A 20,907-nucleotide genomic window follows, 5' to 3' on the forward strand; every position below is an offset into this window, starting at 1 on the left:
GATCAAATAAGGGGGAGCCGCTCGGATGGCCAGTAGACAGGAAGGAAAACAGGCTTGTATCCGAACGGCAGCTTGAATTATTTAGGCGCGCCAGAATGGCTTGGAAATTTCATCGAGAGCTTGTTGTGAAGAAACTCCCATATCAACCAAATATTTCTTATCTAAGGAAGCAAGCTGGCGGCGCATGGAAGCTCTTCCTTGCCATTTAACAACAGATTCCACAATTGAGCCAAAAAATCCAGTTTTAGCTTCCGAATTGCGTGTTGCTTTTCCACCTAAGTCATTAATAATGATGTGGTTTGATGCCATTTTCCTTCTCCTTCGAACTCGCCGGGACGACCCTATGTCTTTATCCCTTGGCTTTTTAATGATCTATATGTCGTCTATTTTTAGCTTGATTACAAACGACAAATACTAATAGGATAGATTAGTTTTTCTAATCTGAAAATTTGCGAGAAAAATATGCGTTTACCACCGCTCAATGCATTAAGAAGCTTCGAAGCCGCTGCTCGTCAGTTAAGTTTTTCAAAAGCGGCCGAAGAATTATATGTCACCCCAGCCGCAGTTAGTCATCAGGTTAAGGCGCTGGAAGATTGGCTAGGGGTGGATTTGTTCAAGAGATTGAACCGGGCGGTAATGCTAACTGATGAAGGGCAAAGTTATGTTTTAGGTGTTCGTGAGGGATTACAGCTATTGAGTAGTGCCACTGAAAAGTTAATGAAACAAGATGCCGCGGGTGCTTTACATGTTGATACCATGCCATCTTTTGCTGCGCGTTGGTTATTGCCGAGACTAAGCCGGTTTCGCGACGAACATCCAGACATAGACGTCAGGCTTTCCGCATCAGATCTATTGACTGACTTCGACAGAAATGATGTCGATATAGTGGTGCGCTATGGAAATGGGAACTATCCAGGGCTTCGTGTTGAAAAACTTCTCACGGAAGATGTGCTATTTCCAGTTTGCAGCCCTAGTTTACTGACCGGAGAGCATCCTCTTCGAACGCCGGAGGATCTTCAATTTCACACGTTGTTGCATGATGATATGCGGATTGATTGGGATACTTGGCTGACTGTTGCAGGCGTTGAAAATGTAGATCCCAAAAAAGGGCCAAGCTTCAACGACAGTTCCATGGTGCTGACTGCGGCGATGGCGGGACAGGGTGTTGCACTGGGACGAAGTACCTTGGCAGCAGATGATCTGATCGCGGGGCGCTTGGTGCGGCCATTTAATCAGCAGCCATTGAAGGCAGGACATGCGTATTATATTGTTTGCCCGGAAGAAAAGGCTGATCGTCCTCGTATTGCGGCCTTTCGGACATGGCTTATGAAAGAAGCCGCAATGGATCCAGGCCGGTTCATGTCCAGTTCAATTGAGGAAGTTGAATAACCGGGTTGTTTTGCAGCGAGGGCTTGTAGGAAATTCGACAATCCCCCAATGAATTCTATCAATTGTCGAGCGGCCTGATAAAACGCCGCCAACAAGCGAAAAATTTATGGCTTAAGCTCATTTTTATGAGTATAGAAGTGAGGCTTGTTGGGGGAAAACATGTCACCCCTTTATCCTAACTCAGAGAGAATAAGGTAATGTCTATAATTGCGGAAAGTTTGAGCCGTATTAAACCATCAGTAACCATTGCTGTGACAACGAAAGCTGCTGAACTGCGAGCGGCAGGTCGTGACGTCATCGGCCTTGGTGCAGGGGAGCCTGATTTTGATACGCCGGAGAATATCAAGGCAGCGGCCATACGGGCCATCGAGGAAGGCAAGACGAAATATACGGCCGTTGACGGAATAATTGAGCTGAAACAAGCAATTTGTAATAAGTTCAAGCGCGAAAATGGCCTGACATATGAGACCTCGCAAGTAACAGTTGGAACTGGCGGCAAGCAAATATTGTACAATGCTTTTGTTGCAACGCTAAACCCGGGTGACGAAGTTATTATCCCGACACCCTATTGGGTATCCTATCCGGATATGGTTTTGCTTGGTGGAGGGGAACCTGTTTTCGTTTCGACAACGGCTGAGACGAATTTCAAAATGCAGGCAGCGGACCTTGAAGCTGCGATTACACCGCGTACAAAATGGTTGATTTTCAATTCACCGTCCAACCCATCTGGCGCTGGTTATAGCAGGTCCGAACTAAAAGCGATTACAGATGTGTTGCTGAAGAACCCGCACGTTTGGGTCCTGACAGACGACATGTATGAGCATCTGGTTTATGACGGATTTGAATTCGTGACTCCTGCACAAGTCGAGCCTTTACTCTATGATCGAACCTTGACAATGAACGGAGTGTCAAAAGCTTATGCGATGACTGGTTGGCGCATTGGTTATGGTGCAGGTCCTGTCGAACTGATCAAAGCCATGGCGAAAGTTCAATCCCAGAGTACGTCAAACCCATCTTCAATCAGTCAGCACGCTGCACTTGAGGCGTTGGAAGGCCCTCAGGATTTTATTGCGGAGCGCGCAAAAGCGTTTGAAGAACGACGTGATCTGGTGGTTAGCATGCTAAATCAAGCTGCCGGCTTAAGTTGTCCGAAGCCCGAAGGCGCGTTTTATGTGTATCCGTCTTGTGCCGGATGTATCGGAAAGAAAACCCCTGAGGGGAACATTATCGAAAGTGATTTAGATTTTGCTTCGGCATTGCTCGAAGCGGAAGGGGTTGCGGTTGTTCATGGCGAAGCGTTCGGACTCTCACCACATTTTAGGGTGTCCTATGCGACTTCTACGGAAGCCCTCACAGAAGCCTGTAATCGAATACAGCGGTTTTGCGCCAGCCTTTCTTAAGTGGGCGTAGAAAATTGATAAAAGGCGGCCAGTGATTCGGCCGCCTTTTCTTATGAATCTCCCAAATTGGATAAATAATTTTTGCAAGCCAGCACAAAAGTGCGAAAGATGAATTTTCGGGTCATTTTTTTGTTGCAGGACTCAAACAGGAAGAGGAACATTAGAACATCCTAACAAAAAGGGAGGCACGTTATGGCGGTACTCAAGCCAAAGGGGCCTCGCAGCGTAGCGCTGGTAGGCCCCTATTCAAGTGGTAAAACAACTCTTCTCGAAGCATTCCTGCATATTTGCGGCGAAATTGACAGAAAAGGCAATGTCAATTCCGGGACTTCCACCGGCGACAGTTCTAAAGAAGCCCGTGACCGAAATATGAGTGTTGAAGTAAATGCTGCGCATATGACCTATCTCGGTGATGATTTCACCATTCTCGACTGTCCAGGCTCCATTGAATTCTTTCAGGAAACCGAAAATGCTCTTCGCGGTGTAGATGCGGCGATCGTGGTATGTGAACCGGATCAAAATAGAGTTCTTACGCTGTCGCCGATTTTGAAATTGCTCGAAGATTATGGTTTGCCGACCTTTGTTTTCGTGAATAAAATTGATAAGGCACATGGATCAGTACAGGAATTATTCAACTCATTACAGTCTGTTACTGACAGGGCTCTTGTGCTGCGGCAGGTCCCTATTTTAAAGGATGGCATTGTTACCGGTTATGTGGATCTCGCGTCAGAAAGAGCTTATGTCTATAAGGAGGGCAATGCATCGAGGATTATCGATCTGCCACCGGAAATGGCGGAAGAGGAAGGCACATCGCGATTTTCAATGTTGGAGAAACTAGCAGATTTCGATGACCATCTGATGGAAGAGCTTCTTGAGGATATCGAGCCTGAAAGAGAAGAAATATACACCCTTTTGCAGAACGATTTGAGCGAAGGGGTAGTCACGCCGGTATTTCTGGGATCTGCGGATCTGGATCATGGTGTCCGAAGATTGTTGAAGGCCTTGCGCCATGAAGTGCCCGAAGCCCAGGTCTCTGCTCAACGAAGCGGACTATCCGGTAATGATACTACCGCGATTGCGCAAGTCCTAAAAACCTATATGTCAGCACAAGGCGGCAAGCTTTCACTTGCCCGAATTTGGTCCGGTAAAATAAGTGACGGTGACAGTTTTACAACGGGCCGCATAGGCGGGTTATTTAGAATGCAGGGAAGCAAAATAGAAAAAGTCACAGTGGCTACGGCGGGTGATATTGTTGCATTTGGGAGGCTTGAAGACGCCCATACCGGAGATATACTGACGACAGATGAAGCCAATCATGCCCGCCCTGTTTCCTCACTGGAACCGGTTTATAATTATGCCCTGTTCGCGGAGAAGCGAGAGGACGATGTAAAGCTTTCCTCGGCACTCGGAAAGATCGTTGAGGAAGATCCGTCTTTGATAGCGGAGCACAAGCAGGAAACTCAGGAGCTTTTGCTCTGGGGGCAAGGAGAAATCCACTTGAAAGTTGCCCTGGAACGGTTACGAAACAAATATGGTCTGGAGATAAAATCAAGAAAACCGAAAGTTGCCTATAAAGAAGCAATCCGTAAATCCGCAACTCAGCATGCGCGGTACAAGAAACAAAGCGGAGGGCATGGCCAATTTGGCGATGTGCAAATTGAAATTAAACCGCTGCCGCGTGGCGCCGGATTTAACTTTGAGGAAAAAATTGTCGGTGGCTCGGTTCCTCGCCAATATATTCCAGCTGTCGAGCACGGTGTGAAGGAATATTTGATGGAAGGCCCGTTGGGGTTCCCCGTTGTGGATGTGGAAGTGACCTTGTTTGATGGCCAGTTCCATTCAGTTGATAGTTCCGAGAACTCGTTTCGATCCGCGGCGCGCATTGCCATGAGCGAAGGTATGCCCAAATGTGATCCGGTATTACTGGAGCCCATTTATAAGGTGGAAATTGCAATGCCGTCAGAATATACGTCCAAAGTAAATAGTATTGTCAGTGGTAGAAGGGGTCAAATTCTCGGCTTCGATGCGCGGCAAGGCTGGGATGGATGGGATTTACTGGTTGCAATGATACCTGAATCCGAAGTTCAGGATCTTATTGTAGACTTGCGTTCTGCTACCTTAGGGGTGGGGACTTACAGAAGCGAATTTGATCACCTTCAAGAGCTCACCGGTCAAAATGCTGAAAAGGTTCTGCAAAACCGGGACTGAGGGAGTTTTTCCGAGTTCTGTATTGCGTTGATGATTTTGAGAAATCCGCGGTATCTCACGGACTATTGAATTGTAGTTTACCGGCGATGGTGTCAATTATCCTTGGAAACAAGTGTGATTGATGAAGGAGTGGGCGCGTGCTGATAAAAATTCGTAAAGGTTGGGAACTCTCGGAATCCCAGGCTACTTCAGAAAATGATTTTATAAATCGGCGATCGATTTTAAAAGGCTTTGCAGGTGCGGGTATGCTGGCTTCTGCTGGTGCGTTATCCCCTTTTCGTCAGGCTCTTGCTGAGGAAGGGGATCCAAGTGCGGGTCTTTATCCGGTTCCAAGGAATGAGCTCTACACTGTAGCCCGAAAACTGACGCCAGAAAAAATTGCAACTACTTATAATAATTTTTATGAGTTCGGCTCGCATAAAAATATTTCCAAAGCCGCTCAAGCGCTTCCTATTCGGCCGTGGACTGTCAAAATTACGGGCATGGTTGAGAAAGAGATGGAAATAGATATTGATGATCTACTTGCTAAAATGCCTCTTGAGGAGCGTATTTACCGCCACCGTTGTGTTGAGGCTTGGTCCATGGCAGTTCCCTGGAGCGGCTTTGCATTGAAAGAACTGGTAAAATTGGCGGCTCCAACGTCGAATGCTAAGTATCTTGTTATGAAAACATTTGAAAATAAGGCCGTCGCTCCCGGACAAAGACAATTTTGGTACCCGTGGCCATATACCGAAGGTCTGACGATGGAAGAAGCAACGAACGATCTGTCCTTTATGGTAACAGGTATGTATGGCAAGCCGGTGCCGAAACAGAACGGCGCTCCTTTACGGTTGGCAGCACCGTGGAAATATGGCTTTAAGCAGGCGAAATCTCTTGTCAGTTTTCATTTTTCGGACAAAAGGCCGGTAACTTTCTGGGAAAAACTTAATGCGTCAGAATATGGCTTTTGGGCAAATGTTAATCCCGAAGTTGATCATCCACGTTGGTCTCAGGCAACAGAGCGGGATATTGGTACAGGTGAACGAGTTCCAACAATCATCTACAACGGATATGGTGAATTTGTTGCCGATATGTATAAAGACATAAAGGGCCAAAACCTGTTTATTTGACGCTAAATTTAAGCATTACATACCTGCATTGTATTTCAATTGCTCGCTGGCGTCTTGCAATGCTGGCGGGCATTTCCTGCTGCTCCAGATTCATTTTCTACCGGTTTTCGTGATGATCAGAGTAATCATCAAAAAAAATGCCGACCAAATAAATGGCCGGCAAGTCTAACAGGGAGGTTGCATCTCTCTCGAGATACGGGACAAGTCGGGCAGGGAGGAGCCCTATTGTCCAACACCAGAAGGGGTCTGGTGTGGTAGCACGCTGCATTGCAGCATCGCTATTACTGTATATTGGATGCAATCAGAAAATTTGAACCCGAAAAAATTCATGGCTGCCATGCATTTAATGCATATCAAAAAAAGACCGGCCCCTTGCGAGGCCGGCCTAGTCTAAAGGGAGGTATATCCTTCGATAATACCGATTGTATGTGTCTGGGAGGAAAACACACAATCCACATATCAGCTGGGAGCTGATAACTGATCAATGCTGCAATGCAACATTCATGATCAAAACTTAGTGTATGGCTAACGCTTTTTCAATAGAAATATTGCACTGCACCTATGTAATTCATGCATGCCAGATATGCAGTTTATTGGATCTCTTATGGCATTAAAAACGGCGAAATTTATGTAATGCTGAAGGGGCGCAAAAAAAATGCCGGCCAAATGAATGGCCGGCAAGTCTAACAGGGAGGTGTCATGTCAGGGAGACATGACGTTGCAAAAAACTGGGAGGAATTTTTGCAACATTCACAAAGATCAAGAGATCTTTCGTGAAAACTGATATTGCAATGCAACATCGTATGCCCTTTTGTATGAAATTCTTGTGGTCAGGGAAAGATCAATCTCGGCAACGCCGATATGCAATTACTGCATAGCTTGATAAGATGTTGTTTTAAAAAGCAGATTCGGCGACTTTTTGAATTAGGAAGTCCCTGAAAATTGTAACACGCTTGGATTTTCGTAATTCTTCTGGGTAAACATAATAACTGTCGAAGGAAGGGCCGCCCATATCTGGAAGAATACGGACTACATTGCTATGTCCCTGGACGATGTAATCGGGCAAGCTGGCGATGCCGAGGCCACTTTGGACAGCCAACAACAATCCATATACATTATTGACCTTGAAGACCGGCACTATTTCCTTTCCAAGTTCGGAAAGCTCTTTCATCACCCAATTGACATTGGCAATATTTGTCGGTGCCTCATCGCCGTAAACGATAAGGTTGAAATCAATAACATCTTCAATGGTCGACGGTGTCCCATGTTTTTTCAAAAAATCAGGGGAGGCGTATAAGTGGTGATTGACCGTCATTAGTTTGCGCTGAATAAGATCAGGTTGCACGGGTGCCCTTAATCTGATGGCAATATCTGCTTCGCGCATCCCAAGATCGAGTTCCCGATCGGCCAGAATTAGGTTTACGGTAATTTCAGGATATAGTTCGATAAACTCACGAATGCGGGGTGTGAGCCAGTTCGCTCCGAGGCCAACTGTTGCCGTAACTCGGATCTCACCAGACGGTTTTTCCCGCGCGTCCATCAGCTGCGCTTCAGTCATTGCGAGTTTGGCAAAAACATCATGCGCCGTCCGAAATAGCAATTCTCCTTGTTCCGTCAACAGAAGGCCGCGGGCATGACGATGGAAGAGGGCAACCTTCAGGCTGTCTTCGAGTGCACTAATCTGTCGGCTAACAGCAGATTGGCTTAAATGCAGGGTTTCACCGGCGTGAGTAAAACTACCCGCTTCGGCTACGGCATGAAAAACGCGAAGTTTATCCCAGTCCATCTTGATGTCCAGATTACAGGTTAAGGGCACCCAGGAATACTGGGACTAACCTTTTCTTATTATAAAGTCAGATTACCCGATAATTTGCATCGAAGACAAGGTTGTCTCGCAATATTTCGGTTATCCTGGCTTACTCAGCAGCTTCCTTAGATGTAGAGCTTTCATTAGCCGCAATAAATTTTTCGGCTTCAAGGGCGGCCATGCATCCGGTACCCGCTGCAGTAACAGCTTGGCGGTAAATTTTGTCCTGCACATCGCCACAGGCAAAAATGCCGGGAATATTGGTTGCTGTCGAATCAGGAGCTGTAATCAAATATCCCTCGTCATCCATTTCCAATTTTTCTTTAAACAGCTCTGTATTCGGGCTATGACCAATAGCGATAAATACCCCATGAACTGACACATCTTGTGTCTCATTCGTATGAACATGGCGAATTCTGGCTGCAGTTACACCAAAGGGATCTGCTTCACCGATAATTTCTTCCAGAACATGATCCCAGATTATCTCAATTTTCGGATTTTTCTTAAGCCGTTCGATCAGGATTTTTTCCGCCCGCAAGGAATCGCGCCGATGAACCAGGGTCACCTTGTCCGCATGATTTGTCAGGTAAATTGCTTCCTCAACGGCTGTGTTTCCTCCGCCGATTACCATGACTTCCTTTCCACGATAGAAAAACCCATCACATGTCGCACAGGCGGAAACACCAAAACCCATATATTTTTCTTCAGAAGGAAGGCCCAGCCATTTTGCCGCCGCGCCGGTCGCAATGACGACGGTTTCCGCAATATATTTTGTCCCAGAGTCTGCTGTAGCGACAAACGGGCGTTGGCTTGTGTCCAGGTCTGTGATGTAGTCATTGAAAATTCTTGTTCCGACATTCTTAGCCTGAGCTTCCATTTGTTCCATTAGCCATGGGCCCTGGATTGGCTCTGCAAATCCAGGGTAGTTTTCGACATCTGTTGTAATGGTCAATTGTCCACCTGGCTGCAATCCATGAACGAGAATCGGGTCCAAAGAGGCACGTGCCGCATAAACTGCAGCGGTATCGCCCGCTGGACCAGAGCCAATTATTAAAACATCAGTATTGTGGATTTCAGCCATGCGGTTCTCCGGCGCTCAAAAAGCAGATTCTAAAATGCAATATCAGATTATGTATAATGTGCGGCGAGGGCATGCAAGTGGGCGTATCGGTTTTGCGACCCAGATCACAAAATTATGTGCGTTTGGATAAGATTTTAAGAACTTCAGAGGCAATTCTCTTCGTTTCAAGCAATGGTGTGGAAGACCATTGCTCCAATTTGCCAGTAAAGGGGCGTGTATAACCCATGTCCTGCATTCTTTGGTGAAAATGCTTGAACTTTTGATTCCCGCCGGATAATTCAAATATATAAACCGGTTTCCCCATAGAGCTCGCCTCACAAACCATATTAATGGAATCGGCTGTTACCACGATTGCGGATGCCAGATCGAGAAATCCAAAGTAAGGGTTTTCTCCTTGCCCTTTCCATATTTGATGAGGAAGTTTAGCAAGAGCTTCGGCTAATATGGTTTCGTTTTCATGCCCGGTTCGTCGCGATGTTGTTACCAGAAAACTGCAGCCGGTTTGATCGTGTAAAGACGCTAAATCCTTGGCAAGGTTCGACATGACAGCCGGTGTCAGGTCATAGCACTTGTTGCTGCCGCCTACCAAGACCGTGACAATGGGTCGTGGGAGAGTCTCAATCGATGATCTTAATCTATCTCCTTCTGCTTTTAAAAGTTCAGGAGTGATCCGTCCCAAAGCCCCTTCGGCAACCAATACGTTCGGGCCGCGAAGTTTGTCATGTTCCGGAACGATGACGAGGTCAAAATTCGCAGAGTTTGTATTTGGTGTCTGGATATGGATGGTGAATGTTTTTTGGCCACTTGCTTTTTTAATAGCCATATTGATCGGTATTGAATGTCGCCCACAGGTTATGAGAATATCTGGCCAGGGTGCATTGATCGGATCACTTTCCGGCTTAAGTTGAGATAACGGTGATATCCAAAGGGCCGGGGGAAACCAACGCCAGGGTTTCTTCGTCTGAATACGTTTTACAACGTATTCCAACCCTAGCGCCTCTGCCAATCCAATGCATTGGACTTCCATGCCGGCGCTTCCGTCGGTCATGACCCAACATGTCATATTTTTCTTCTTTTCGTTCACATTCATTTCCCTGCTTTAAGCGGTCCCTTTCCCATAGGTCAAGTCCTAAGCCGTAAATTTGATAATTTGGCATATTCCCTGCTTCTATCTCTTGGCGGAATGCAATCCTTGTAATAATATTGCGCACAACTGACAGCCGGAGGAAATAATGCAACGTGTTAAACTAGACGAAATAGATCGCCGTATTCTGCACGATTTGCAGGAAAATGGCCGAATTACTAATGTTGAACTGGCAAAAAATGCTGGTATATCGGCCCCTCCCTGTTTACGGCGCGTGCGAGCCCTGGAGGAAACGGGCTTTATTCAAGGATACCATGCTCAGTTAAACTCTGAGAATCTTGGATTTGGCGTAACGGTCTTCGCATTGGTGGGCTTGCAAAGTCAGGCCGAGGTTGATTTGTCCGCATTCGAAGAAAGGGTAACGGCATGGCCGTTGGTGCGGGAATGTTACATGCTAGCCGGTGAAAATGACTTTATATTAAAAGTTGTTGCGAAAGACTGGGATACCTATCAGCATTTTTTAACCCACGAATTAACAGCTGCACCAAATGTTGCTCATGTAAAAACCTCGCTTGGTATTCGTGTTTCCAAATATTTGCCGGGTGTTCCGGTTGAAACAAATGTTGGCATTGACGAAACGTAACCAAACGCAGTGTAAAAAAGTAAAATTATCTAGATACCATGTGGGAGACAACAAATGGCCGCGAATCCGTTCGAAACCAATCTTGATATGAATGCAGCGAACTTTGAACCCCTGTCACCGCTGACTTTCATCGAACGCTCGGCTGAAGTATACCCTGATAAAACAGCAGTAATACACGGTGACTGGTCCTATACCTACCGGGAGTTCTATGCCAGAACACGGCGGCTGGCGAGTGCCCTCAAAAATAGAGGAATTGGTATAGGTGACACTGTCTCGGTGATTGCACCTAATATACCGGCTCTGTTGGAAAGTCATTTCGGGATCCCGATGATTGGTGCAGTTTTGAATGCACTTAATACACGGCTTGATGCAGCAGCCCTTGCTTTTATTCTCGACCATGCCGACTGCAAACTTTTAATCACAGACCGATCTTTCTCTTCTCTCATTTCTGAAGCATTGTCTATATGTGCAGTAAATCCAATTGTAATTGATATTGATGACCCATTGGCCGATTCGGGTGTGCTGGTGGGTGAAATGGATTACGAAACCTTCCTTGCCTCAGGCGATCCGGATTTCATATGGCACGCGCCGAAAGATGAATGGCAAGCCCTGTCGTTAAATTACACATCGGGAACTACCGGGGATCCAAAGGGTGTCGTTTATCATCATCGTGGCGCCTATCTGGCGGCGACAGGGTCCGCGATGACGTGGAACCTGCCCAAATCAGCGACCTACCTGTGGACGTTACCGATGTTCCATTGCAATGGCTGGTGCTTTCCCTGGACCGTTACGGCTGTAGGCGGCACGCATGTTTGTTTGCGTAATGTTGAAGCCACCGCAATCTATGATCAGATGCAGAAGCATGGTGTAGATTATATGTGCGGAGCGCCCATTGTTCTTTCAATGATGATCAATACAACGGACGAGAATAAGGCAAAGGCACCCAAGGGCGTTAAAGCGATGGTCGCAGGTGCGCCACCTCCTGCCGCGGTGCTTGCCCAAATTGATGCTATGGGGTTTGACGTTACCCACGTATATGGCCTGACTGAAACCTACGGGCCCGCTGTCTATTGTGATTGGAACCCTGAATGGAACGATAAGCCTAAGGACGAACGGGCAGCGTTGAAGGCACGCCAGGGAGTTCGATATCATGCACTTGCTGAGCTAGATATAATGGACCCGGAAACGATGACACCTGTTCCATGGGATGGTCAAACCATGGGTGAGGTGATGTTACGGGGAAATCTCATAATGAAGGGGTATTTAAAAAACGCCAAAACAACGGATGCATCATTCGAAAGTGGCTGGTTCCATTCTGGCGATCTGGGTGTCATTCATGAAGATGGATATATTGAGCTGAGAGACCGTTCGAAAGATATTATAATATCTGGCGGCGAGAATATTTCGACTATTGAAGTTGAAAATGTCCTTTACAAGCATCCGGAAATTCTGGAAGCCGCCGTAGTTGCGCGCCCAGATGAAAAATGGGGCGAGACACCGTGCGCCTTTGTGACGCCAAGAGACGGCAAATCCCCTACTTCATCTGAAATTATAGCTTTTTGCAGAGACAATCTTGCACATTTCAAGTGCCCCAAAACTGTTATATTTGCTGAATTACCTAAAACGTCGACAGGGAAGGTGCAAAAATTCGTTCTCCGCGAAACAGCCAGAAACCTGTAGTTATCAAAAAATTAACCAAGTTCTGAGTATTGTCTACATCCAAATTTACTTCGGAGGATGCGGCCTTGACCCAGTACCTTGTTACGGAAGAAAATCCAGCTGGTAAAAAGCTGGAAGACGTTTTGGCGATGGTGCGAAACGATATTTTGGAGCGCTGCCTGTTGATCACAGATGATCCGCGTGCTGAAGCTAAATCTGTTCTTGCAAACAATATGCGTATACTCAATTTGCTGACCAACGCTATCGAGCTTGCCGAAGACAGTACGACTACTCTGGATAAGGCATTTGGTCCCAGTCAGGCTGGAAAAGGAGGCCCTCCGCGTATTGGTCACTGATGTGCTAGGATGAAAATCAAAGTTAGGTTAAAAACCCTAAATTATTGAGGGGGCTGCCATTTACGGCGCCCCCTCTTTTATTTGCCTCTACCTGTCAGACTTGTTCTGAACGCGGAATTAAAACGCTGAATGGGAATGAGAGTCAAGAGACTCTGTCACAAATACGTCAAAAAATATTCTTTTTTAGTCGTAGGCGGGTCAAAAAAAGAGCCGCCTATGAAAGGCGGCCCAAGTCAACAGGGAGGCGTCATAAGGACTGGAATTGGGATTCCAATCCATGTAATCCGTATCGGACTACATCTTTCAATGTAGCGAAAATTTATTAAATTACAATTAACGAATACACGCAAATGGATTTATCGTGACCACTTATGGTCATTTTTTCGACATGATTCGGACGGAGTTTTAAGTGTGCGAATGATTTAGAAAATCATATTGTCCTATTTTTTGAAAAAGCTATCGGCGGTGTCCTGGGCGGCCAGTTTCTTTTTAATAATCAATTTGACCTTTTCGATCTCAGTGGTCATATCTGCAATATACTCATGCAGGTCGTCAATCGACATAGTGTCAAAATTGACGTTTGAAGACAGACTTTGTGAAGATTCTTCATCGTTACTTGTCATCGCAGTTATCCTCAATATGCTATGCGTCACGGGCGTCAGTATAAACCTGCAAATATACTAACTTGCTGCTTTGCATGCGGACAAATAAAAAGTCGGAGAAAAAAATGATCACGTTGCCTACAACTATGACAGCGATTGAAATTAAAGAATTTGGGGGCCCGGAAGGATTAGTACCAACAAACCGTCCTGTACCGTCCCCAGGGCATGATGATGTTTTAGTGAAGGTTGTCGCCGCCGGAGTTAATCGCCCAGATGTATTGCAACGGATGGGGGGGTATGCGCCGCCGCCAGGAGCTTCCGATATACCGGGATTGGAAATATCTGGCACCGTTGCAGCTGTTGGCTCTGGCGTCACCCGATTTAAAGTTGGGGATAGTTTATGCGCGTTGGTTGCCGGTGGTGGCTACGCTGAATATTGTATCGCGCCGGAAGCCCAATGTCTGGACGTGCCTTCGGGTTACGACCTCGTACGTGCTGCCGCAATCCCAGAAACATATTTTACGGTATGGACAAATGTATTTGATCGGGGCCGACTTAAAGGTGGAGAGACTTTTTTGGTTCATGGTGGCGCTAGCGGCATTGGAACAACTGCCATTCAACTCGCGAAGTCCTTTGGTGCGCGAGTTTTCACAACGGCTTCAACAGACGCTAAATGCCGTGAAGTTGAAGCCTTGGGTGCGGAGCGAGGCATCAATTACAATGACGAGGATTTTGTAAAAATTGTTAAGGAGTTGACCGACGGACGTGGTGTTGACCTCATTCTGGATATGGTGGGCGGTGATTACATTCAACGAAATATATCAGCCCTTGCCGTAGAAGGCCGGCTTGTGTATATCGCTTTTTTAGGCGGCGCAGCGGCGGAAGTTAATTTTGCTCCAGTTATGATGAAACGCCTGACGATAACAGGCTCGACTTTGCGGCCGCAGTCCATTCAGGCGAAATCTGAAATTGGCGCGGCATTGGAAGAGAAGGTTTGGCCGTTACTTGCAGCCGGATCAATTGGTCCGGTCATGGATAGCGTGTTTCCTCTAAAAGAAGCCGCTGCAGCACATAAACGGATTGACGATTCCTCGCATATTGGGAAAATCGTCCTTGAGGTTTGATTTAAACGCTTGCTTGACGAAGATATTGGCGTATACGGCCTAGACTTTAGGGGTGATATCCGCCATATACAGTGAAGAAATAGCAGTAGGCCCCTCTCTCGCTGGGAAGGGCCACATAAGGAGATATTATGGTTACGCCATTATTGCCAAAGGCAACGGCTGTTTGGTTAGTTGATAATACAGCTTTGTCATTTGCACAAATTGGCGATTTCTGCGGTTTGCATTCACTTGAAATCCAAGGAATTGCGGATGGTGAAGTCGCTATTGGTATTGTTGGGCAGGATCCGACTGCAAGCGGCCAACTCACGCAAGAAGAACTGGACCGTTGTCAGAATGACCCTACTGCGCGTCTTGAGCTGAGTAAACCTGCCGGTGATGTGCCGCAACCACGGCGACGCGGTGGTCGCTATACACCTGTTTCTCGACGTGGAGATCGGCCGGATGCAATTTCCTGGTTGGTTAAGTTTCATCCAGAGCTTACAGATGCGCAAATATCCAAGTTGATTGGAACCACAAAAACAACCATTACTGCAATTCGGGATAAAACTCATTGGAATACGCAAAATATTCGGCCACGAGATCCCGTAAGTGTTGGTATCTGCACACAGCTTGAATTGGATGAAGCCGTTAAGAAATCGGCGCATCGGCGGACCGACGAGGACCGGGGTAAATTGATGGAAGAAGTCGCTGCTGCGGTCGCTGCTGAAGCTGCCGCGGTGCCACTAACTCCTTACGAGCTTAAAAAACAGCAGGCCCAAAAAGAAGAAGCCTACGATCCGATGGCTGAAGCGGAGGCCGTCTTTGGAAAGACCGATGCAAGTACGGAAAAACAAGATGAGGCGGCTAAAATTGCCAAAAGCTTTGACGATATTTTCAAGCCTTCGTCTAGCTAGCTGATAGAGTATATATCCGATAACAAACCGCGAGATTTTTCTCGCGGTTTTGTTTTGTATCAATGAAATTGATCGATTTTTGTATCTAATAATGGTCTCTATTGACTTTGAACGGTAACCGTTGTTTTTCTAGGGACAAACTAAGAATAGATTCAGGGAGTAACCTATGGCCACTTATGAAGAAGACTATCAGCGTTCTTTGCAAGACCCGAACGGGTTTTGGGGAGAGGCAGCCTCGGACATAAGCTGGTATAAACCCTGGACGACTGTTCTCAACGATACCAATCCACCCTTTTATAAATGGTTCGAGGGTGGGGAGCTCAACACTTGTTACAATTGCCTCGATCGGCATGTTGAGGAAGGGCGAGGTGATCAACATGCGTTGATATACGACAGCCCCATGACGAACCAGGTCAAGAAATTTACGTATCGCGAACTTACAGAAATCGTTGCTCGATTTGCTGGGGGACTAGCAAGTCTTGGTGTCACTAAGGGCGATAGGGTTTTGATCTATATGCCAATGGTACCTGAAGCACTTGTCGCGATGCTTGCCTGTGCGCGATTAGGGGCGGTACATTCTGTGGTATTTGGGGGATTTGCACCCAAAGAGCTGGCCACACGGATTGACGATGCAAAACCTGTTTGCATCATAGCGGGATCGTGTGGCTTGGAACCGGGAAGAATTGTCGAGTATAAGCCTTTACTAGACGAAGCCTTTGAGATGTCGACACATAAGCCTTCGAGCAGTGTGATTCTGCAGCGATCAGAATGTGTAGCGTCCATGGTCGAGGGGCGTGACCATGATTGGCAGGAGTTAGTGGCGGCTTCAGAACCTGTTGACTGTGTACCTGTTGCGGCGACAGATCCTCTTTACGTCCTTTATACATCAGGGACTACGGGTATTCCCAAAGGAGTGGTCCGTGACAATGGGGGACATGCGGTAGCCCTGAAATGGTCCATGAAATATGTTTATGACATCAATCCCGGAGAAGTCTTTTGGGCTGCATCGGATGTTGGCTGGGTTGTAGGGCATTCCTACATCGTATATGCCCCATTGTTGCATGGCTGCACGACAATTTTGTTTGAAGGGAAGCCCGTTGGGACACCGGATGCGGGCACTTTCTGGAGAGTTATTCAAGATCATAAAGTTAAAGCGTTGTTTACAGCGCCGACTGCGTTTCGCGCGATCAAGCAGTATGACCATGAGGCGAAACTGCTTGCGAACTACGATCTCAGTAACTTTAAAACTCTGTTTCTCGCAGGAGAACGTGCAGACCCCGATACCATTATCTGGGCTCAGGATGCCTTGAAAGTACCTGTTATTGACCATTGGTGGCAAACGGAATCGGGCTGGCCAATCGGGGCTAACTGTATGGGGTACGGAATGAAACCTGTTAAGCTGGGAAGTCCCACTTTACCAGTGGCCGGATATGACATTCGAATTATTGATGAAGAAGACGCATTTTCAGAAAAAGCAACCGGTGATATTGGTGTGATCGCAATTAAGCTACCTCTACCTCCGGGCACGTTGCCGACGTTATGGCACAACGACCAAGGTTATATCAATTCTTACCTAAGTGATATTCCCGGATACTATAAAACGGGCGACGCTGGTTATGTAGATGAAGATGGGTATCTCTTTATCATGGCGCGGACGGACGATATTATCAATGTCGCAGGTCACCGGCTTTCAACTGGCGGCATGGAAGAGGTTTTGGCGGGTCACAAGGACGTCGCGGAATGTGCGGTTATCGGCGTACAAGACGAGCTAAAAGGACAAGCGCCGATGGGGTTTGTCGTGTTGAATATTGGTGTGAATCGTGACCATGAAGATCTAAAGAAGGAACTCGTAGGACTTGTCAGAGAAAAAATTGGCCCCGTCGCAGCGTTCAAGATTGCGCTGGTCGTTGCCCGATTGCCAAAAACGCGTTCCGGTAAGATATTGAGAGGTGTCATGCGAAAAGTGGCGGACGGCGAAGACCTTATAGTTCCGGCAACAATCGACGATCCCTCCATAGTAACAGAAATTGCTGATGTCCTTGCGACAGTCGGCTATCCCATAGCAAAAAAGTAATTGAGGAAATGACCATGCGGTTGAAAGACAAGGTTGCAATTGTAACTGGTGCCGCCCAAGGGATCGGTTACAGTATCGCCCAACGTTATTTGGCGCAGGGAGCAATAGTCTACGTAGCAGATATAGATGGAGCAGCAGCAACAAGCGCAGCGGAAAAACTGGGATCGTCAGCGATTCCCGTGATTTGTGATGTCTCTAAAAAATCCGAGTGTGTTGCACTGGTCGAAAAAGTTATGAATGATCAGGCGCGTGTCGATATCCTGGTCAATAATGCCGGCATTCTTCGTACAGGAGATGTGCTGGAAATTTCTGAGGAAGATTTTGATGCTGTGTTGGGCGTTAATCTCAAAGGTGCTTTTTTGCTTAGCCAAGCTGCTGGTAAAGTAATGGTTAATCAGGAAGGCGGCGGCAGTATCATCAATATGTCTTCGGTAAACTCACTTCTGACCATTCCGAATATTCTGCCATACAACGTGTCGAAGGGTGGTTTGAATCAATTAACACGCGTTATGGCAGTCTCTCTAGCTCAACGCGGCGTAAGGGTTAATGCGATAGGGCCTGGCTCGATCGCTACCGATATGTTGAACCAGGTGATGGAGGATGAAGCAGCCCGTCATGCAATCCTATCGAGAACGCCTATGGGCCGAACAGGAAAACCCGAGGAAATAGCCGACGTTGCATTATTCCTGGCAACCGATGAAAGTTCATATATTACGGGACAGGTTATTTATGCGGATGGTGGACGATTGGGACTTAACTACACATCTCCGGTACCTGAAGCTTGATCAGCCCTTGCATATTGTAACAACATTGGCATTTTCCAGTGCCGTCAAAAGCTTTATCGATCGCGGATCATTCGGACTTCCAACATGATTTGCGACTGACCAGCTTAGAATGTCAACATGCGCATTTATGAATTCCAGGTTTAACGCTTCGACTTCGATAGCGTTACCTGTCAGCAGACAAATTTTCTCCCCAACCAAGCTGATCAGAGGATAGTCGAACGATCCACCCATTCCTTTTAGATCGTGGCAATGATTGAAGATAATATCACGATCTAAGAATGTTCCTGTGTTTTCAGCGAGGGCCTGCCAAGATTTTTTAATTTCTTTGATACTATCAGCAGCACCAATCAGAAATTTTTCTGCCAGAGCATGCATATTTTGCTCTGATCGTTTTTCGATTTCGTCGAACGAGATACCGGTATCCTGTTCAACTTTTGTTTGCAGCCGATCCGGCGGCCGATGAATTTCATAGTCGCCTTTATTTTCTATTTTGACCATGAGGTGCCTTGACAAAAAACATAAAACTTAGTGGAAAACATAAGTCAGAGTACTTTTACTCCCGCCTTTCAAGGCCTTCATATCCACGCATTGCACGGCGTCGATCAGGCCCTAAAAACTCATCAGCCTTTATAAATGGTCGTGGGTTTTCGACCATCCACACCAAACGATCATATAAAGACCCGACGGATGCTGGTTTCGCCAGAAACTCAGTGGCTCCGACATTTCTTGCTTTAATGACAGTATCAATTTCAGTTTGTCCCGATAGAACGAGAATTGGTACATAAGGGTCACAGCCATCTTCACCCCTACGAATTCGCTCAATAAGTTCAAAGCCGTCCAATGATGCCATTTTCAGATCTGTGATTAAGATGTCAGGTTGCTTCTTTTTCATCATTTTAAGTGCATTGTTCGCGTTGAGGCAGCCTCGGAAATTAGTAATGTCCATCGCCTGCAGCAAGTGCTTTACGATTAAATGCATGTTCTTGTTGTCATCAACAAACAAGATATCAAGCTTCTTGAAATTGTAGTTTTTCGCCATCAAAAACCCATCGCGCTATTCAATTACCAATTACTATTTTTTCAATACGTGGAATTGTAGTTGAAAATTGTTAATTCTTCACAAACGCAAAATTGTTTTATAGATGATATGTATTAGTCAAAATTGTAAGATTCTGAAGGTCAGCGATGCCCCGCTCATAAATTGGTGGAACTCGCATTGCAAGCCGTAAGGAGTTTAACGAAAAATGGAGATGGAGAATGCCTAAAGCCATAAATATTCAGGCTGAATTGGCGTCATTGACGCACTTGAGAAATCGACAAAAAGATATGCCGGAGGATGTTGTTGGAGACGCCTTTGCCAGATTGGCAGAATATGATGAAGGCGCTGTTTTTACAGGAAGTTTTGATGGTGAAAGCCCTTGGGAGCGTCACACTAAGGGCGATGAGTTGGTCCACGTGTTGGCAGGACAAACCCAGTTGACTATTTTAGGGGAGGAAGGGGAAGATGTTCTGGAACTGCAAGCCGGTATGCTTACGGTTGTACCAAAGTCATGCTGGCACCGATTTAAGTCACCTGAAGGTGTCACGTTATTGACTGTTACCCCCCAGCCTACAGATCATTCATCCGCAGAGGATCCGCGTTAAGAAGATTTTATGCAACAGCGATAGCTTCGATCTCAAGCAACCAGGAAGTGTCAAAAATACCGGCAATAATAACAGTAAGTGCAGGCTTGTGTTCCCCCAATGCAGTGGCGCGGGCTCTCCTGTTAAGAAGGGCATATTTTCGATCCGACAGAAAAGTTGTAACTTTAACCAGATTATCAATATCCATATTAGCTGCTGATAACTGTGCCTTGATATTGTCCCAGGCAACTTGCGCTTGATCGTCAAAACTGACCGGGATTTTTCCATCGACTGTGACCGGGATTTGGCCACTAATATATAGGGTGCGATTACCATCAATTACTTCACGCGCCTGAGCATAGCCTCCGGCTGCGACAGGAGCGTGTTCTGAGTTGATTTCGCGCGACTTCATAGCATTTCTCCCTAGAATTGGCGTATTAAAGCAGAAAACAGCAAAGCCTTCCCATAATACTGGAAAGGCTTTGCCAGAAAACTTAGTTTAATGAAATCTAATCTACATACGTAACTTCGACGATTTCATATGCCTTCGATCCGCCGGGCGTAGTCACTTCAATGCTATCGCCCTGTTCTTTTCCAATCAAAGCCCGCGCAAGAGGTGCGGTAATCGAAAGTCGACCTTGTTCGATACTACTTTCATCTTCTCCAACAATTTGATACCTGGTTTCCTCATCAGTATCTTCGTCAGCCAGCAGGATTGTCGCACCAAACTTGACTTGATCTCCGGAAATCGAGGTAACATCAATGACTTCGGATCGGCCAAGCTTATCTGCAAGCTCGGCAATCCGGCCTTCGATCAGAGACTGTTGTTCTTTGGCGGCGTGATATTCGGCGTTTTCTGAAAGATCACCATGCTCACGTGCCGTTGCAATCGCCTGGATGATCGACGGGCGTGCATTGGACTTTAGCTCTTTCAGTTCAGCTTCAAGCCGAGTGAATCCAGCCGCTGTCATAGGTATTCTTTCCATTGTCTTCTCAAATCACGTGTTACACGCAATAGCCTTATGTTTCGCCTAGCCAAAAAGGCGACTTGATTAATATCTCATATAACA

21 protein-coding genes are annotated in these 20,907 nt (G+C 46.5%); 12 read left to right on the top strand and 9 right to left on the bottom strand.

Annotated elements, in window-relative coordinates; all coding sequences use genetic code 11:
• Positions 1-81: 81 nt before the first annotated feature.
• Positions 82-309 carry a DUF1127 domain-containing protein gene (locus tag NBZ79_RS05260; RefSeq protein WP_251936095.1) on the bottom strand — a complete coding sequence of 76 codons (228 nt, stop codon included), beginning with the start codon at positions 307-309 and terminating at the stop codon, positions 82-84.
• 153 nt (positions 310-462) lie between these two features.
• On the opposite strand from NBZ79_RS05260, the gene NBZ79_RS05265 reads away from it, so the two are divergent.
• The 4 genes from NBZ79_RS05265 to msrP all read left to right on the top strand — a co-directional run bounded on the left by NBZ79_RS05265 (position 463) and on the right by msrP (position 6,106).
• On the top strand, positions 463-1,389 hold the full coding sequence (locus NBZ79_RS05265) for a transcriptional regulator GcvA (RefSeq protein WP_251936096.1): 927 nt from the start codon (positions 463-465) through the stop codon (positions 1,387-1,389).
• 197 nt (positions 1,390-1,586) lie between these two features.
• Positions 1,587-2,789, top strand: a complete 1,203-nt coding sequence (locus NBZ79_RS05270) for a pyridoxal phosphate-dependent aminotransferase (RefSeq protein WP_251936098.1) — start codon at positions 1,587-1,589, stop codon at positions 2,787-2,789.
• Positions 2,790-2,981: 192 nt separating this feature from the next.
• Complete coding sequence (locus tag NBZ79_RS05275; protein WP_251936100.1) at positions 2,982-4,997, top strand: elongation factor G; 2,016 nt, start codon at positions 2,982-2,984, stop codon at positions 4,995-4,997.
• Between the two features lie 137 nt (positions 4,998-5,134).
• Positions 5,135-6,106, top strand: a complete 972-nt coding sequence (gene msrP / locus NBZ79_RS05280) for a protein-methionine-sulfoxide reductase catalytic subunit MsrP (RefSeq protein WP_251936102.1) — start codon at positions 5,135-5,137, stop codon at positions 6,104-6,106.
• An 895-nt stretch (positions 6,107-7,001) separates the two neighbouring features.
• Here msrP and NBZ79_RS05285 read toward each other — a convergent pair.
• From NBZ79_RS05285 to NBZ79_RS05295, 3 genes are all read right to left on the bottom strand, one after another.
• Positions 7,002-7,892, bottom strand: coding sequence for a LysR family transcriptional regulator (locus NBZ79_RS05285; protein WP_251936103.1), 891 nt, complete (start codon positions 7,890-7,892; stop codon positions 7,002-7,004).
• 130 nt (positions 7,893-8,022) lie between these two features.
• Positions 8,023-8,994 (bottom strand): thioredoxin-disulfide reductase, encoded by a 972-nt coding sequence (gene trxB, locus NBZ79_RS05290; protein ID WP_251936104.1) that lies wholly within the window; start codon positions 8,992-8,994, stop codon positions 8,023-8,025.
• A gap of 112 nt (positions 8,995-9,106) precedes the next feature.
• The gene (locus NBZ79_RS05295) at positions 9,107-10,042 is read right to left on the bottom strand and encodes a mitochondrial fission ELM1 family protein (protein WP_251936105.1); all 936 of its coding nucleotides are present in this window, start codon (positions 10,040-10,042) and stop codon (positions 9,107-9,109) included.
• Between the two features lie 184 nt (positions 10,043-10,226).
• On the opposite strand from NBZ79_RS05295, the gene NBZ79_RS05300 reads away from it, so the two are divergent.
• The 3 genes from NBZ79_RS05300 to NBZ79_RS05310 all read left to right on the top strand — a co-directional run bounded on the left by NBZ79_RS05300 (position 10,227) and on the right by NBZ79_RS05310 (position 12,736).
• Positions 10,227-10,721, top strand: coding sequence for an Lrp/AsnC family transcriptional regulator (locus NBZ79_RS05300; RefSeq protein ID WP_251936106.1), 495 nt, complete (start codon positions 10,227-10,229; stop codon positions 10,719-10,721).
• Between the two features lie 54 nt (positions 10,722-10,775).
• Positions 10,776-12,401 carry an acyl-CoA synthetase gene (locus NBZ79_RS05305; RefSeq protein ID WP_251936107.1) on the top strand — a complete coding sequence of 542 codons (1,626 nt, stop codon included), beginning with the start codon at positions 10,776-10,778 and terminating at the stop codon, positions 12,399-12,401.
• Positions 12,402-12,466: 65 nt separating this feature from the next.
• Positions 12,467-12,736 (top strand): hypothetical protein, encoded by a 270-nt coding sequence (locus tag NBZ79_RS05310; protein ID WP_251936108.1) that lies wholly within the window; start codon positions 12,467-12,469, stop codon positions 12,734-12,736.
• A gap of 440 nt (positions 12,737-13,176) precedes the next feature.
• Here NBZ79_RS05310 and NBZ79_RS05315 read toward each other — a convergent pair whose 3' ends face one another.
• Positions 13,177-13,359, bottom strand: coding sequence for a DUF1192 domain-containing protein (locus tag NBZ79_RS05315; RefSeq protein WP_251936109.1), 183 nt, complete (start codon positions 13,357-13,359; stop codon positions 13,177-13,179).
• Between the two features lie 104 nt (positions 13,360-13,463).
• On the opposite strand from NBZ79_RS05315, the gene NBZ79_RS05320 reads away from it, so the two are divergent.
• The 4 genes from NBZ79_RS05320 to NBZ79_RS05335 all read left to right on the top strand — a co-directional run bounded on the left by NBZ79_RS05320 (position 13,464) and on the right by NBZ79_RS05335 (position 18,214).
• The gene (locus tag NBZ79_RS05320) at positions 13,464-14,462 is read left to right on the top strand and encodes an NAD(P)H-quinone oxidoreductase (RefSeq protein ID WP_251936111.1); all 999 of its coding nucleotides are present in this window, start codon (positions 13,464-13,466) and stop codon (positions 14,460-14,462) included.
• A 128-nt stretch (positions 14,463-14,590) separates the two neighbouring features.
• Entirely contained in the window at positions 14,591-15,355 is a 765-nt protein-coding gene (locus NBZ79_RS05325) for a DUF1013 domain-containing protein (protein ID WP_251936113.1), read from the top strand.
• Positions 15,356-15,521: 166 nt separating this feature from the next.
• Complete coding sequence (locus NBZ79_RS05330) at positions 15,522-17,429, top strand: propionyl-CoA synthetase (RefSeq protein ID WP_251936115.1); 1,908 nt, start codon at positions 15,522-15,524, stop codon at positions 17,427-17,429.
• A 14-nt stretch (positions 17,430-17,443) separates the two neighbouring features.
• Positions 17,444-18,214 (top strand): SDR family NAD(P)-dependent oxidoreductase, encoded by a 771-nt coding sequence (locus NBZ79_RS05335; RefSeq protein ID WP_251936117.1) that lies wholly within the window; start codon positions 17,444-17,446, stop codon positions 18,212-18,214.
• Here NBZ79_RS05335 and NBZ79_RS05340 read toward each other — a convergent pair whose 3' ends face one another.
• Both NBZ79_RS05340 and NBZ79_RS05345 read right to left on the bottom strand, forming a co-directional pair.
• Positions 18,215-18,712 carry a hypothetical protein gene (locus NBZ79_RS05340; RefSeq protein WP_251936119.1) on the bottom strand — a complete coding sequence of 166 codons (498 nt, stop codon included), beginning with the start codon at positions 18,710-18,712 and terminating at the stop codon, positions 18,215-18,217. It abuts the gene before it with no gap.
• Positions 18,713-18,767: 55 nt separating this feature from the next.
• Positions 18,768-19,253 (bottom strand): response regulator, encoded by a 486-nt coding sequence (locus NBZ79_RS05345; RefSeq protein ID WP_251936120.1) that lies wholly within the window; start codon positions 19,251-19,253, stop codon positions 18,768-18,770.
• 218 nt (positions 19,254-19,471) lie between these two features.
• Between NBZ79_RS05345 and NBZ79_RS05350 the strand changes: the two genes are divergently transcribed.
• Positions 19,472-19,858 carry a cupin domain-containing protein gene (locus NBZ79_RS05350; protein ID WP_251936121.1) on the top strand — a complete coding sequence of 129 codons (387 nt, stop codon included), beginning with the start codon at positions 19,472-19,474 and terminating at the stop codon, positions 19,856-19,858.
• A gap of 7 nt (positions 19,859-19,865) precedes the next feature.
• Here the strand turns inward: NBZ79_RS05350 and NBZ79_RS05355 are convergent, their stop codons facing one another.
• Entirely contained in the window at positions 19,866-20,249 is a 384-nt protein-coding gene (locus tag NBZ79_RS05355; protein WP_251936122.1) for a RidA family protein, read from the bottom strand.
• A 97-nt stretch (positions 20,250-20,346) separates the two neighbouring features.
• Complete coding sequence (greA, locus tag NBZ79_RS05360; RefSeq protein ID WP_251936123.1) at positions 20,347-20,823, bottom strand: transcription elongation factor GreA; 477 nt, start codon at positions 20,821-20,823, stop codon at positions 20,347-20,349.
• Between the last annotated feature and the right edge of the window lie 84 nt (positions 20,824-20,907).

Origin of the sequence: Sneathiella marina (assembly GCF_023746535.1) — a bacterium.
In the GTDB taxonomy this organism is placed as follows: domain Bacteria; phylum Pseudomonadota; class Alphaproteobacteria; order Sneathiellales; family Sneathiellaceae; genus Sneathiella; species Sneathiella marina.